The organism is Caulobacter sp. FV1ye6ST, from assembly GCF_058681225.1.
Genome location: NZ_CM178733.1, coordinates 3,994,385 through 4,008,092, shown reverse-complemented (window position 1 = coordinate 4,008,092; position 13,708 = coordinate 3,994,385). Strand labels below are relative to the sequence as shown.

General features: G+C 68.3%; 11 protein-coding genes. 6 read left to right on the top strand and 5 right to left on the bottom strand.

Features of this window, described 5'->3' with window-relative positions; genetic code table 11:
* Positions 1-79 precede the first annotated feature (79 nt).
* From ACW175_RS19035 to ACW175_RS19020, 4 genes are all read left to right on the top strand, one after another.
* On the top strand, positions 80-1,483 hold the full coding sequence (locus tag ACW175_RS19035) for a formimidoylglutamate deiminase (RefSeq protein ID WP_492101556.1): 1,404 nt from the start codon (positions 80-82) through the stop codon (positions 1,481-1,483).
* The gene (hutC, locus tag ACW175_RS19030; protein WP_492101555.1) at positions 1,480-2,187 is read left to right on the top strand and encodes a histidine utilization transcriptional repressor HutC; all 708 of its coding nucleotides are present in this window, start codon (positions 1,480-1,482) and stop codon (positions 2,185-2,187) included. The genes ACW175_RS19035 and hutC overlap by 4 nt, the downstream gene beginning before the upstream one ends.
* 43 nt (positions 2,188-2,230) lie before the next feature.
* The gene (locus tag ACW175_RS19025) at positions 2,231-2,770 is read left to right on the top strand and encodes a DUF1993 domain-containing protein (protein WP_492101554.1); all 540 of its coding nucleotides are present in this window, start codon (positions 2,231-2,233) and stop codon (positions 2,768-2,770) included.
* 117 nt (positions 2,771-2,887) lie between these two features.
* The gene (locus ACW175_RS19020) at positions 2,888-3,997 is read left to right on the top strand and encodes a hypothetical protein (protein WP_492101553.1); all 1,110 of its coding nucleotides are present in this window, start codon (positions 2,888-2,890) and stop codon (positions 3,995-3,997) included.
* Positions 3,998-4,006: 9 nt separating this feature from the next.
* On the opposite strand, the gene ACW175_RS19015 is transcribed toward ACW175_RS19020, so the two are convergent.
* Together ACW175_RS19015 and ACW175_RS19010 are read right to left on the bottom strand one after the other, a co-directional pair.
* Positions 4,007-4,417 (bottom strand): GFA family protein, encoded by a 411-nt coding sequence (locus ACW175_RS19015; RefSeq protein WP_492101552.1) that lies wholly within the window; start codon positions 4,415-4,417, stop codon positions 4,007-4,009.
* Positions 4,418-4,493: 76 nt separating this feature from the next.
* Positions 4,494-5,033: a helix-turn-helix domain-containing protein gene (locus tag ACW175_RS19010; RefSeq protein ID WP_492101551.1), complete on the bottom strand. Its 540-nt coding sequence runs from the start codon at positions 5,031-5,033 to the stop codon at positions 4,494-4,496.
* 300 nt (positions 5,034-5,333) lie between these two features.
* Here ACW175_RS19010 and ACW175_RS19005 point away from each other — a divergent pair, with 300 nt between their 5' ends.
* Together ACW175_RS19005 and ACW175_RS19000 are read left to right on the top strand one after the other, a co-directional pair.
* A complete protein-coding gene (locus tag ACW175_RS19005; protein WP_492101550.1) occupies positions 5,334-5,861 on the top strand; it encodes an RNA polymerase sigma factor in 528 nt (175 codons plus the stop codon).
* Complete coding sequence (locus ACW175_RS19000; RefSeq protein WP_492101549.1) at positions 5,858-6,883, top strand: FecR family protein; 1,026 nt, start codon at positions 5,858-5,860, stop codon at positions 6,881-6,883. The genes ACW175_RS19005 and ACW175_RS19000 overlap by 4 nt, the downstream gene beginning before the upstream one ends.
* A gap of 6 nt (positions 6,884-6,889) precedes the next feature.
* Here the strand turns inward: ACW175_RS19000 and ACW175_RS18995 are convergent, their stop codons facing one another.
* The 3 genes from ACW175_RS18995 to ACW175_RS18985 all read right to left on the bottom strand — a co-directional run bounded on the left by ACW175_RS18995 (position 6,890) and on the right by ACW175_RS18985 (position 13,699).
* Entirely contained in the window at positions 6,890-10,024 is a 3,135-nt protein-coding gene (locus tag ACW175_RS18995; protein WP_492101548.1) for a TonB-dependent receptor plug domain-containing protein, read from the bottom strand.
* A gap of 110 nt (positions 10,025-10,134) precedes the next feature.
* On the bottom strand, positions 10,135-11,328 hold the full coding sequence (locus tag ACW175_RS18990) for a Ca2+-dependent phosphoinositide-specific phospholipase C (protein ID WP_492101547.1): 1,194 nt from the start codon (positions 11,326-11,328) through the stop codon (positions 10,135-10,137).
* Between the two features lie 88 nt (positions 11,329-11,416).
* Complete coding sequence (locus tag ACW175_RS18985) at positions 11,417-13,699, bottom strand: TonB-dependent receptor (protein WP_492101546.1); 2,283 nt, start codon at positions 13,697-13,699, stop codon at positions 11,417-11,419.
* Between the last annotated feature and the right edge of the window lie 9 nt (positions 13,700-13,708).

Here is a 13,708-nt window from a genome sequence, read left to right as displayed (position 1 = left end):
GCCTCCCGCCAGCGCGGACCGTCACTTGCGGGCCGCTTCAATATGTATAGACATATTTGCGAACGATGAGGCTTGTCCAGTGACCGACGCGCAAAATCCGATAGAGAAACCCGCCGAAGTTTCGACCTCCGTCTGGTGCGAGAGCGCCCTGCTGGCGGACGGCTGGGCGCGGGGCGTCAAGTTCACGATCACGGACGGCCGCATCGCCCGCATCGACACCGATACGTCGGCGGGCGACGCGATCCGCCTCGGTCCCGCGCTGCCGGGGCTGGCCAACGTCCACAGCCACGCCTTCCAGCGCGCCATGGCGGGTCTGGCGGAGACGCGCGGGGAAACCGGCGACAACTTCTGGACCTGGCGCGAGGTCATGTACCGCTTCCTGGAGCGGCTGGACCCCGACATGGCCCAGGCCATCGCCGCCATGGGCCAGGTCGAGATGCTGGAGGGCGGCTTCACGCGGGTCGGCGAGTTCCACTACCTGCACCACGCGCCCGATGGCGGCGCGTACGACAACCCGGCCGAGATGGCCGCGCGAATGGCGGCGGCGGCGGAAGAGACCGGGATCGGCCTGACCCTGCTGCCGGTGTTCTATGCGCATAGCAACTTCGGCGGCCTGCCGCCCACGGATGGCCAGAAGCGCTTCATCCACGATGTCGACGGCTTTGCGCGCTTGGTCGAGGCCTGCCGCGAGATCGTCGCCGACCTGCCCGAGGCGGTGGTCGGGATCGCGCCGCACAGTCTGCGCGCGGTCACGTCGGAGGAACTGGACACGATCATTCCGCTGGCCGCCGGCGGTCCGATCCACATGCACGTCGCTGAGCAGACGAAAGAGGTCGACGACTGCCTGGCCGCCACCGGCCAGCGTCCCGTCCGCTGGCTGATGAACCACACCGAGGTCGACAAGCGGTGGTGCCTGATCCACGCAACCCACATCAACGCCACCGAGACCGAGCGCCTGGCCAAGAGCGGCGCCACCGCCGGCCTGTGCCCGGTGACCGAGGCCAATCTGGGCGACGGGATCTTTCCGACCCCGGACTACCTGGCCGCTGGCGGAAGTTTCGGAATCGGGACCGACTCCAACATCGTGATCGACGCCGCCCAGGAGTTGCGGACCTTGGAGTACGCCCAGCGCCTCACCCGCCGGGCCCGCAACGTGCTGGCGGGCGGACCGCGCCGTTCCACCGGCGGCGACCTGTGGCGCGCGGCGACGCTGGGCGGGGCCCAAGCCCTGGGCGTCGCCAATGGGGCGACAAGGGGCGGCCTGCGGCGCGGCGCGGCGGCTGACTTCATCACCCTCGACGCCAGCCATCCGAACATCGTCGGGCGGTCGGGCGACCCGCTGATCGACAGCCTGGTCTTCGCCGGCGGCGGGATCGACACCGTCTGGCGGCACGGCAAGCAGCTCGTCTCCAGCGGCCGCCACCATGCTCGCGAGACGATAACCGCGCGCTACGTCCAGACCCTGAAGGCCCTGCTGGCGTGACGGGGCCGCTTCACCAGCGCATCCGCTCGGACATCGAGGCCCGCATCCGCTCCGGCGAATGGGCGCCCGGCCATCGCGCGCCGACCGAGGCCGAGCTGATGGGCCAGTACGGCTGCTCGCGGATGACGGTGAATAAGGCCATGACCGCCCTGGTCGAGGCCGGGCTGATCGTGCGCCGCAAGCGCGCCGGCTCGTTCGTGGCGCGGCCGAAGGTCCACGCGCCGGTGCTGAATATCCCCGACATCCAGTCGGAGATCGTCGCGCGCGGCGAGACCTATGCCTTCCGCCTGCTGGCCCGGACGGTGCGCGCCGCCGATCGCGACAGCCCCGAGGAGGTCGAGCTGGCGGCCGGCGGCAAGCTGCTGGCGCTGGACGGGATCCATGACGCTGGCGGCCGGCCGTTCGCCCTGGAGCGGCGCCTGGTCTCCCTGAAGGCCGCGGCCGAGATGGAGGCCGCCGACTTCACACGGGTCCCGCCCGGCGCCTGGCTGCTGGAGCATGTCGCCTGGACCGAGGCCGAGAGCCGGATCAGCGCCGTCAACGCCGACGCCGACGTCGCCCGCCTGCTGGCCCTGGACGAGGGCGCGGCCTGCCTCGTCGTCGATCGCCGCACCTGGCGCGAGGGCCAGCACGTCACGAGGGTCCGCCAGGTGTTCCCAGGCGAGGCGTACGACCTGGTGGCGCGGTTCGGGCCTAGTATCTGACGTCGAGTCCGGCTTACCTCCTCGCTGAAACCGGAGGACGCCCATGGACCTGCACGCGATCGCCATCCCGACCTACGCCCATATGCTGAAAGGCCTGTCGGCCCAGCTGTCCAAGGGCGAGGCCCATGCCGCCGAGCACGGGCTGGCGCCGGAGAGCCTGATCGGGGCGCGGCTGGCGGCGGACATGTTCCCGCTGTCGACCCAGGTGCGGTTCGTCTGCGTGCAGACCAGCGACCTCCTGCGACACCTGACCGGCGCGGACTCGTTCGCCCCGGTCGAGGACGCGACCGACTTCGCCGGCCTGAAGGCCCAGCTGGCCGACGCAGTGGCGCGGATCGAGGCGACGCCGGCCTCGGCCTTCGACGGCGCGGCCGAAAAGCCGATCGAGCTGAAGATGCCCAACGGCATAGTCTTCGACCTGACCGGCGAGCAGTTCCTGCGCGACTGGGCGCTGGCCCAGGTCTATTTCCACCTCACGACCGCCTACGCGATCCTGCGCAACCAGGGCGTCCCCCTGGGCAAGCCCGACTGGGTCCAGCACATGTTCGCCTATATCCGCCCCGGAACCTTGCCCGGAGGTTGAGTCCGCCTGGCTACCCCCAGTCCAGGGGATGTCGGTCTCGGCCGTCGTAACCGTAGAACGGCGTTCGGGGACCGAGTGTGACGCGTGGTGCGGCGAGGGTCCCTGAGGGATCCCGTCATGGCCGAACCGACACTTCGCGACTTTCAATTCCTGATCCAGCTGGTCGACAGCGGCATCGTCCAGGCGACGTTCAAGTTCGTCGACCTACGGCCGCTTTTGAAGAGCTTCGGCGTGTTGACGCCCGATGTGGACGCGGCCCTGGCCCTGGTCGAGGCCAATCCGGCCCTGATCAATATCGGCGTCCAGACCCTGAAGGAGGCTCTCACCAAGTTCCCGCTGGATACGCCGCTCAGCGTGGCCTTCGGCACGGGCACGGGCGGGACCGGCGGCACGGGCACTGTGGCCAATCCGATCGTGCTGACCGACGCCCAGATCAAGGACGCCTACAAGGCCCTGGCCGGCATCTCGGCCAGCTCGTCCAAGGCGCTGTCGGAATATCTGACCGGTCCGAACGGCGAGAAGGTGGTCAACGCCTTCTACGCGGAGATGAAGGAGCTGGCGCAGCTGCAGGCCGACGTCATCGCCAACAAGATCACCAAGGCGGTCTTCATCGACAAGCTGGTCGGCTACTCCCTGGACACCTCGGCCCTTGCGCTGCAGGCGCTGAACTTCTTCACCGGCAAGACGCCCAGCCAGACGGCCCTGAACGACCTGATCGACAGCGCCGCCAACACCAGCGACCTGACCGACTACGCCTACGCGATCTACAACACCGGCAACAAATACATCGAGTTCGCGGTCAATCAGGCCATGAGCGGCGCCGGCGCGGCGTCGTTCAAGACCGCCTATGACAGCCTGTCGTTCCGCGACGCGGTGGTGAAGGCCTATGACGCCATCATCGGCAACGCCAAGGCGACGGCGGCGGGGATCAATGTCAACGCGGCCATCGACTATATCGTCGCGCAGCAGAACTACTTCACCGCCTATGGCCACGACGCTCTGGGCGCCAAGGCCGCCATGGCCGGGTTCGTGATGTACGCCGGGATGAACGCGGGTGTCGGCTCCTATGCCGAGGCGACCAAGGCCTTCCTGACCGACGCCTATGACGGCAAGGCCAGCTACGGCGGCGCCCTCGTGGCGGCCAAGGCGAGCATTCCGGCCTCGGCCGACGCGGTGGCCCTGGTCGCTCAGCCGGCCGACCACCACGACGCCGGCGCCTTCGTCTAGGGGCTTCCTCTAGTCCGGCATCGTCTCGAAAACCGTCAGGCCGTCCGGCAGGATCACCCAGTCCGGACGGTCGCGGTTGAACAGGGCCATGGACGGCTTGAACAGGGTCGGGTCGTCCAGGCTTCCGGCGTAAATCGTGTGGCTGTCGCTCAGCCCATGCTCGCCGCCGAAGACGAGGCCCCCGCAGGTGGGGCAGGAATTGCGGGTGGCCTCGCCGCCTCGGAAGGCGCGGCTGCGGAACGACCGCGCCGGGCCGCTGATCGTCAGGGCCTCGGCCGCGAAGCCCATGAACGGGATGAAGCCCCCGCCCGACGCCTTGCGGCAGTCGGCGCAGCAGCACAGGCCCATATAGTCCGGCGCCCGTTCGGCTTCCCAGCGCAGAGCGCCGCACAGGCAGCCGCCTTTGTAGGTCGTGGTCATGTGGGAAGTAGAACGCCGACGTGAAAGCCGGTCAAATCCTGGTGTGTAGGGCCGAGCTTGGGCCGACGATCAATTTCTAGGCCGCCGCCGCGTTCATGTGTTGCCGCCGCCAACGGCTGGGCGTGACGCCGGTGACGGCCTGGAACAGCCGCGACAGGTGGGCCTGGTCGCAGAAGCCGCAGTCCAGGGCGATCTGGCAGAGCGCCGCGTCGGGATCCAGCATCAACGTCTTGGCGCGTTCGACCCGGCTGCGGATCAGATAATCGCGCGGGGGGATGCCGAAGCTGGCTTTGAAGCGTCGGGAGAAGTGGCTGATGCTCAGGCCGACCACTTCCGCCAGTTCGTGATTGCTGATCGAGCGGTCCAGATGATCGCCGATGTGGCGCAGCACCTTGCGCTCCTGCCACGGCGCCAGACCGGCATCCCGCGCCTGAGCGGCTTCCGCCGCCGGCTCCAGAAGGCGTGACGCCTGGCCGAGGAACACCTTGGCCTGGCGCGGGTCGATCTCGAGCGCGCGCTCGGCGCGGCCCAGCATGTCCAGAAGCGCCTGCGCCATCGGGCCGGCCGAGAAGGGGGCGGCGCCCGCGCTGTTCAGAGAAAGGCCAAGAGTGCTCATGATCGTGATCTCCATCGGACGGTCATTCGCCGCCTGTTGGGGTTCACGCAGGCCGAGGAAAATTCCTCACCGACCTTTGTTCCGCGAGGGGATGCGGCAAAGAATATTTATCTCCGAAAAGTCGAATATTTTCAGCATGATATTTGGGGTCGACCTCTTCGCGCCGGCCATCGAGGCGCGAAAATAAAATTTCGGGGTGAGGACTTTTCCCAAGCCTGCGTTCTGCCCTCTCGAAGACGACGTCCACATGTCGTTGGACAGCCAGCGGAGTCTCTGATGGGAATGGCGAGAGGGGAGCTGATGACCAATGCCTCCGACGCCGCCGCGCGCGCGGACGCCTTCGCCAAGCAGGCGGCGGCGATGCGCGGACCGCTGACGGCCTATTTCCGGCGCCGGGTCCGCAATGCCGGCGAGGTCGAGGATCTGGTGCAGGAGGTCTTCCTGCGCCTGACCGTGCGCGGCACGCCGGACAATACCGATCACGCCAGCGCCTATATCTTCCAGACCGCCGCCAGCGTGCTGGCCGACCGCTATCGCCGCCGCACCGTCCGGCACGCCGACGAGCATGTCGCTCTGGATCCGGACCTGCGCGGGGATCAGGACTTCGACCCGGCCCGCATCTATGCCGGCAAGCAGGCCCTGAACGCGGCCGCCGCCGCACTCATGACCATGCCGGAACGGACACGGGCGATCTTCCTGCTTCGCCGGATCGACGGTCTGCGGCATCAGGCCATCGCCACGCAGTTGGGTCTGTCGGTCAGCGCGGTGGAAAAGCACATGGTTCGCGCCATCGAACATCTGATGGCCCACGCGGGAGACGCCCGATGACCCGCGAGATCCTGACCCCCGCCCAGGCGGCCGCGCGCTGGCTGGCCCGCGACGACCTCGACCAGTCGCCTCAACGCGAGCAGTTCGCCGACTGGCTGGACGAGAGCGAGGAGAACCGCCACGCCTGGACCCAGGTTCACGCCATGTGGGACGTCTTCGACGACGCCGACGACAGCGACCTGATCGCCGCCATGGCGCGCGCCGCCCGGCAGGCCGGGCCGGAGCCCGTCGCCCGGCCGTTCTGGCCGCGACTGATCGCGGCGTCGATCGCCGTCGCGGCCGTCTCGGCGACGTTGCTCCTGGGCGCCCAGCAGGGCTGGTTCGAGCGATCGGGCAAGCCGACCCAGGTCGCGGCCAACCAGACCGCCTCGTTGACCGCCGCGGGCCGGGCCGACTACGTCACCGGCCAGGGACAGAAGTCGATCGTCGACCTGCCAGACGGCACGCGCGTCACGCTGGACGCCAACAGCGCGGTCGATGTCGCCTTCACCGGCGGTCGTCGCGACGTGCGCCTGCTGAACGGACGGGCGTTCTTCGACGTCGCCCACGACAAGGCCCATCCCTTCGCCGTCGAGGCGGCCGGACGGGTGGTCACCGCGCTGGGCACCCAGTTCGACGTGCGGCTGACGCCGGGCGCCGTGCGGGTGGTGTTGGCCCAAGGCAGCGTCTCGGTCGCCTCCGGTTCCACCGCGCCGCTGGTCAAGCTGACCCCTGGTCAGGCCTTCGCGGCCCAGGACGGCAAGGCCGGCGTGGTCTCGTCCGCGGACCTCAACGAGGACCTGGCCTGGAAGCAGGGCGTCGTGGAGTTTCAGGACCAGACCCTGTCCGAGGCGATCGGCCTGTTGAACCGCTACACGCGCGCCCAGATCGTCATCAAGGACCCCAAGGTCGCCGCTCTGCGCATCACCGGCGTCTTCAAGACAGGCGACATCGAGCGGTTCGGCCGCTCGGTGTCGCAGGTCTTGCCGGTCAAGCTGGTCGCCCGCGACGCCGACACCTACGAGCTGGTCTCGAAGCGCTGACCCGCCCTAGAAATGGCCGACCAGGCTCAGCTCGAACCGCCGCCGGCGCGGGTCGCCATAGGTGCTGTAGTTGAACGTCGTCAGGCCGAAGCCGACGCGTTGAGCGATCACCGGCGGACTGTGGTCCAGCAGGTTCTGTACGCCGAAGCGGATTTCGGCGTTCCGCGGTCCGCCATTTCCGAAGCTGACGCGATGGGTCGCGAAGAGGTCGACATAGGCCTGGGACGGGATCCGGTCGGCGCCCTGCCATCGCGTCAGCTGCGCGATGGCGTCGGATCTGCCGTAGACACGATAGCCGCCATGGAACGAGACGTTGAAGCCCACGGTGAACACGCCCTTCGACCAGTCCGCCCCGCCGTTTGCGCGCCAGGCCAGCGGGCCGTCGGCATAGCCGACATAGTCGATCGACGGGCTGGTCGGATCGGTCTGTCGCCGCAGGTGCGGCTGCCAGGTCGTCGCCGCGCGCAGCCGGAAATCGCCCAGGCGTTCCGTCCGGATCAGATAGTCGCCCTGGATGTCCACGGCCTCGACGAAGGTCCGGCCGATGTTGAAACTGGTGGTGTCGATGGCCGTGACGACGCCGCCGGAATAGCCCTTGGCGCGATCGGCTTCGGTCAGTGGGGCGCGCTTCACCCGGTCGGGGAAGAGGTCTTCGTGCTGCAGGAAGTACAGCATGTCGCCGGTGTGGAAGCGGAAGATCTCCTGCCGCTTTTCGATCCGCGTGTAGTCGACCGAGATGCGCAGGTCGTTCATCGGGGTCAGCACCACCCCGGCCGACAGGCTGCGCGCGTGCTCCGGACGCAAGGTCAGCGAGCCGCCCGATAGCAGGTCGTAGACGCCAGTCTGCCCCAAGGCCTCGCCGCCGCGTCGGGGATCGGTCGGTTGGCTTCCCGCATCCAGCAGGACCTTGCGGCCGCTCGCCGCCGCATAGGCCGCCGGATCGGATGTGTAGTGGATCGTCCCGGAGCCGAGCTGGTCGGCCACAGGGGGCACGGAACCCGACGACACACTGGTCCGCACCATCAGCCAGTCGACCGGAAAAGCCTTGAAGCCGGCGGTGTAGAGCGTGGACGCCTGACGCGAGCGCTCGGTGACCTCGGTCACCGTGCCGCCGACCGGCATGTTGGTCGGCGGCCCTTGGCGCGTCTCCTCGCGTCGCAGAGCGAGTTGGAATTCCAGGCCCTTCAGGCCCGCTGGGCCGGTGTAGCGGTCGGTGAGCGGCGCGCGCAGCTCGCCGTAATACTGGCGCGCCGACTGAACCAGCCCCTGCAGCGGCGCATCGAGTGGGCCAACGCCCGTGTCGGATATATGGATGGCCGACGGCGGAACGCGTTCGCGCCGGTCTTCGGCCGTCAAGGTCAAGTTCAGTGGTCCGCCGTCGAGGTCGAGAAGCGGCCCGGCCAGCCGCAACGACCGGTTCCTGAAATGGTTGGACTGGGCCAAGCTCGTGCGCGTGTCGATCAGCGCGCCGGCCATGGCGGCGAGGAACGTCGTCTGCCCGCCCAAGGGGTCGATCAGGCCAGTGCTCAGTTTCGCGAAGTAGGCTGGTGACAGGGCCTTGGCGTCCAGGACGACATCGATGCTGGCCTTGCCGATGCTATAGTCGGCGTTCGCCTTCCAGCCACCGGGCAAGTCCGCGATCAGGCCGGCCGTGGCCCGTGCGGTCTTGGTCAGATTGTGTCCCGTCGGGTCGAAGCCCGGGAGCGGGAGGGTGAGGATGATGGCCTGTTGGAACGGGTTGCTCGGGGCGTCGGCGGGCAGGCCGATGGCGTGCAGGTTGTCTTGCGGAACGACCGACCGGCCCTCGTTTCGCATCGCCAGCACGTCGGCATAGGCCTCGATGGCGGAGCCGAACCGATGACGGACGCTGCCGATCACCGACGCCGTTTCCCGTCGGGCGAGAAGGGCCCGGCGCGCGCCGGCGGAATCAGGCGAGAGGCTCGTGTCCGTGCGTCCGGCATTGGCCAGCAACACCGCGCCGCGGTCGGCGGTCAGGCCGCCATAGGACGCCGGCGCGAACGTCGTGGCCGCGCCCAGGCTGGCGCCGCCATAGGCGGGGTCGAGCGTCAGATTGGCGCCGCTCGTACTGAAGATGTTGATCGCGCCGCTGACCGGCCGCTCGAGCGCCAACTCAGCGGGATCATTGCGATAGCGCCGCGCCCGTGCCCTGGCCTCGTAGTCGCGATCGCCGACGTCCAGTCCATCGCCCCGCGACAGGCCGAACGCGACCATGACGTTCGTTCGGCCGCTGTCCGGGGAGAAACCGATCCGGCCGTCCAGTCGCCGAGCGGGGGCGTCGCCGCGCCCGGTGATCCCGTAGGTCATGCCCAGATCGGCGCCGCGATAGTCCCGCTTGAGCACGATATTGACCGCGCCGCCGCTGGCCCCGGCCCCATAGACGCCACCGGCCGTGGCGTTGAGGAGTTCGATCCGATCGATCGCGGCCAGGGGCAGCGCATTGATGTCGGTCTGGCTGACCAGGACGCCGGAGCCGCCGGCCGGCGGCAGTCCGGGCATCCGGCGACCATCCACCAGCACCAGCGTCTGGTTCGAGCCCAGGCCCCGCAGATTGACCTCCGAGCGCGTGCTGGCGTTGGTATTGGACGGGTCCTGCAGGGCCGAGGCGATCTGGGCGTCGCCGGTGGCCATCAGGCGCAGGAACTCGTTGATGTCGGCCGAGTGGGCCTGCTCGATGTCCCGACTGCTCCAGACCTTGTAGGCTTGGATGTCGTTCTCGGTGCGCCGGATGTCGCTGTTCTGGCTGCGCGCGGTCACCAGCAGTTCCGGAAGGGCCACGGGGACGTCGGGCTCCGGCGCGGGAAGCGACGGCGCGACATAGACGATGTAGGTCCCATCGGCGGTGCGCCGGTAGGCCAGGCCGGAACCTTCAAGCAGCAGCGGCAGGGCCTGCTCGATGGCGTAGCGACCCTTGAGCCGCGGCGCGGGACGGGCGCCCAGGGCTGGCGCGGCCACCAGCAGTTCCCGCCCGGAGCGCCGAGCCAGTTCGGTCAGGGCGCTCGCCAGGGATTTCCCTGTCGTGTCGACCGCCAAGGATCGGGAAGCTTGCGCGCGCGTCGGTGTGGCGTGGGTGACCACGAGCCCGAGGGCCACCAGCATCACGCAAGCCGCATTGCCGCGCATCAAGACCCCCTCGCTCCAGACGGCCGTTAACAGTTTGGATAACGGCGATCAATCGTTTGAGGCGCGGACCCGCCGGTGGGGGGGCGGCGGGGCGCGCTCCATGCGCCGCGTCAGCGCGGTCGAGGTCCGATCAAGGGGTTCGCGCGGGCCACGCCGCCGCCGGGCAGGCGTACGACATAGGGCGTGCCATAGGCGTTGCCCGGCTGCTCGAAGTCCGTCGTGACCACCTGGGCGCCGCTGGCGAGGGCGGCGTTGGCGCGCGTCATGTCGTTGGTCTTGGCCTCATAGGTCTCGATGTCCGTTCGCGTCCGGACGATGTAGCCCTGGCGCACATAGTCCCGGATCTGGTCCTGGCGCGCCAAGGCGTTGTCGAACATCAGGAAGGCGGCGTGGTCCTGGCCCGGCTCGGCGCGCAGAAAGGCCGCGCGGCCCTTCAGCGACGGGTGGCCTTCGAGGTATCCTCTCGTGCCGCCCTCGCCGGTGGCGGTGATCATCAGGAGGATGATCTTGCCGCGCGCGGCCTTCAGGGTCGGCCAGGCGCCGGCGCGGATCGCCGCGTTCAGTGTCGGATAGGCCCCGCGCACATCGTCGGGCGTGATCAAGCGCTCGCGGCCCAGTCCCTCCAAGAGCTCCCGGTCGAGGTCGTCGAACAGGGCGGGCGTGAACGGCACGGTGTGGGTCGGATCGGGCAGCAGCGGCAGGTCCTGGACCTTGGCCTCGACGACGAGAAACAGCGGCACGTGGCCAGGGTGGGCCTCGGACCAGTCGCGGATCTGGCGCAGGCACGACATCAGCGCCGGGCAATGGCTGCGGAAGTCTATATCGGCGATGTGAAGCACCTTGTAGCCCGGAGCCTTCAGGGCCTCGACGTCGAACGACGCCAGGTCGGTCGCGCCCTGGGCGCGCAGCAGGCGATAGCCGGCCGGATCGGCGAAGTTGCCGCCCTTGGGATCGGGATTGACGTCGATTTCGAGGCTGCGCACGCCCGCGTTCAGCTGGGCGGTCAGGTCGGGATGCCGATAGCTCAGCCCCTCGCTCAGGGTGACGTCGTTGGGATGCTCTTCCTTGAACAACGCCATCTCGCTCGGGGGCAGCCTGGTCGACAGCTGGCTGGTGACGCGGCCGACGAGGGGCTCGGCCAGGGCCAGAAGGCGTGGATCGGCTGGCAGGGCGTAGCTGTTGTGGGTGCCGAGAACCTGAAGCTGGTTGAGCTTCAGGTCGGGGCTCAGGTTCGAGGCTTCCTGGGCGACGACGGCGGGTGCGGTCATCATGGCCGCCAGGGCGATCAGGCAGGCGCGCGGCATGGAGTTGTCCTGAGAAAAGGTCCCGCCCGGCTTGACGCGCGGGCGGGAGAGTTCGCGCCGGCTAGGACGCCGGCGCTTCGGGGACGGATCAGAAGGCGTAGCGGGCGAAGACGCCCACGGTCCGGTGCGCGTCGCGGACCGTGTAGTGAACGAGGCTCAGCGTCGAATACTGCTGCAGGCTCGCCGAGTAGTACTTGTCGAACAGGTTGCGGCCGTAGAGGCCAAGCTCCAGGGCGCTGTTCCGCGGCGAGACGCTGACGCGGCCATTGAGCAGGCCGAACGCCGGCAACTCCATGTTGGCCGGCTCGCCCAGTTGAGCCCAGCTCTTGCCGCGCCAGGCATAGTCGAGATTGGCCCGCAGCCGCAGGTTTCCACCGACGTCGTGGTCATAGGCCAGGCTGAGCGAGGTCTGCCATTTCGGCGCCTGGGTCAGGCTCTTGCCGCCGTAGTTGGTGGTGGCGTTGTACTGGTAGTCGACGAAATGGGCGTCGGCGTAGGTGGCCGCGCCGGTCAGGGTGAAGGCCTCGTCGATCCGCCAGGCGAAGTTGGCTTCGGCGCCCTGGCTCTTCAGCTCGCCGGCGTTGCCGATGGCGATCTGGGTGATGGGATTGCCCGGGATGACGGTCAGGACCGAGGCCTGGAAGTCACTGAACGTCGAGCGGAAGACGTCGGCGTTCAGGCGCACGCGGCGGCCGAACAGCTCGGACTTGACGCCAGCTTCCAGGCTTTTGACGGTCTCGTCGGCATAGGGCGCGTACTGGTTGCCCACCACGGCCACCCCGCCGGGCTTGTAGCCGGTGGAATAGGTCGCATAGGCCATGACGTCGTCGGTCAGCTTGTACTGGGCCGCCACGCGGTAAGAGAAGTTGTGACCCTTGACCCGGCCGCTCTGCTTGAACGGCTTGGCCGAGGTGGGGGTGAAGGTGGCGTTGACGCCGGTGATCGGCCGCGGGTCGATCCAGATGTAGTCGATCGACTGGGCGTTGTTGTCGTGGGTGTAGCGCCCGCTGATCGCCAGGCTGGCCTTGGGCGTGAGGTTGAACTTCAGCTGGCTGAAGGCGGCGGCGGTGGTGTTCTGGGTCTTGAACAGGGTCGAGTTGGCGTTGCTGACGCCGATGGGGCTGGTCAGGGTGTAGAAGTTGGTCAGCTTGACGCCGGTCGACGACACCAGAGGCGCGCCCAGGGTGGCCCACTGCAGCTGGGTCGAACGCGCGATCAGCCGGTCATAGAACAGCCCGCCCAGATATTCGACGAAGCCGCCCGTCGGCGAGGCCCAGCGCAGTTCCTGGCTGACCTTCTCGGTGTGCAGCTCGCCGGTGTTGTAGGGCAGGAAGGCGAACTCGGTGGCGGGAACCAGGTTGGCGTTGGCCTCGCCGTGATAATCAGTTTCGCGATAGGCGGTGATCGAGGTCAGGGTGTCCTTGCCGACCTGATACTGGACCCGCAGCGCATGGCCCTGGGTCTTGGAGCGCGTGACGCCCATGCTGGAGTCGGCGTTGTCGTCGTTGCGCGGACCGGGCGTCACGCCGTGGGCGATCTGCAGGGCGGTCAGCGCGGCCGAGCCGCCCGACACCGAGGTGCGGATGAAGTTGTCCCAGTGGTGCTCGTAGTCGTTGGTGTACAGCACCTCCAGGCCGTCGACCGGCTGCAGCAGCAGCTTGGCGCGATAGCCGTATTCCTTGAAGGAATTCAAAGGCTGGTGCAGCGTCGTGTAGTCGCCGTAGCCTTCCTGGCCTTGCGTGAAGGCCGAGACGCGCAGAGCGGCCTTGTCGCCGAGCGGCGCGTTGACGGTCAGGGTCGCATTGCGGTCCTCGCGCTGGCCGTAGCTGCCGGCGACCTTCGCCGAGAAGTCGCCCAGCACCGGCTTGACGGTGGCGATCGAGATGACGCCCGACGTGGCGTTCTTGCCGAACAGCGTGCCCTGCGGGCCCATCAGCACGTCGACCTGCTGGATGTCGGTCAGGCCGGTCAGGCCGTTGTCGCGCTGGGCGTCCATGACCACGTCGTCGACCACCAGGCTGACCGACTTCTCGTTGGAATAGTCGAACGAGGTGCTGCCGACGCCGCGGATCTGGAAAGCCGCGCCATTGGTCATGTCGAACTGCACGCCCGGAACGACGTACTGCAGGTCGGTGACCGACTGGAAGTTGGAGTTCTCAAGCGCCTTGCCGGTGATCGAGGTGATCGCGACCGGCACGTCCTGCAGGTTCTCGCTACGGCGTTGGGCGGTGACGACGATCGGCTCGAGCTCGGCGCTCTCGGCCGCGGCGGGCGTCGGAGAGGCGGCTTGAGCGTACGCTTGTGCGAAGGGCAAGGCGCTGGCGCTGGCGACCAGGGCGAGCCCGAGATGAAGTTGGCGTGTCGAAATCATTGGCGGAAA

Coding starts and splice junctions, on each gene's coding strand:
- ACW175_RS19025 (WP_492101554.1), top strand. CDS start 2,231: ATGGACCTGCACGCGATCGCCATCCCGACCTACGCCCATATGCTGAAA.
- ACW175_RS19020 (WP_492101553.1), top strand. CDS start 2,888: ATGGCCGAACCGACACTTCGCGACTTTCAATTCCTGATCCAGCTGGTC.
- ACW175_RS19015 (WP_492101552.1), bottom strand. CDS start 4,417: ATGACCACGACCTACAAAGGCGGCTGCCTGTGCGGCGCTCTGCGCTGG.
- ACW175_RS19010 (WP_492101551.1), bottom strand. CDS start 5,033: ATGAGCACTCTTGGCCTTTCTCTGAACAGCGCGGGCGCCGCCCCCTTC.
- ACW175_RS19005 (WP_492101550.1), top strand. CDS start 5,334: ATGACCAATGCCTCCGACGCCGCCGCGCGCGCGGACGCCTTCGCCAAG.
- ACW175_RS19000 (WP_492101549.1), top strand. CDS start 5,858: ATGACCCGCGAGATCCTGACCCCCGCCCAGGCGGCCGCGCGCTGGCTG.
- ACW175_RS18995 (WP_492101548.1), bottom strand. CDS start 10,024: ATGCGCGGCAATGCGGCTTGCGTGATGCTGGTGGCCCTCGGGCTCGTG.
- ACW175_RS18990 (WP_492101547.1), bottom strand. CDS start 11,328: ATGCCGCGCGCCTGCCTGATCGCCCTGGCGGCCATGATGACCGCACCC.
- ACW175_RS18985 (WP_492101546.1), bottom strand. CDS start 13,699: ATGATTTCGACACGCCAACTTCATCTCGGGCTCGCCCTGGTCGCCAGC.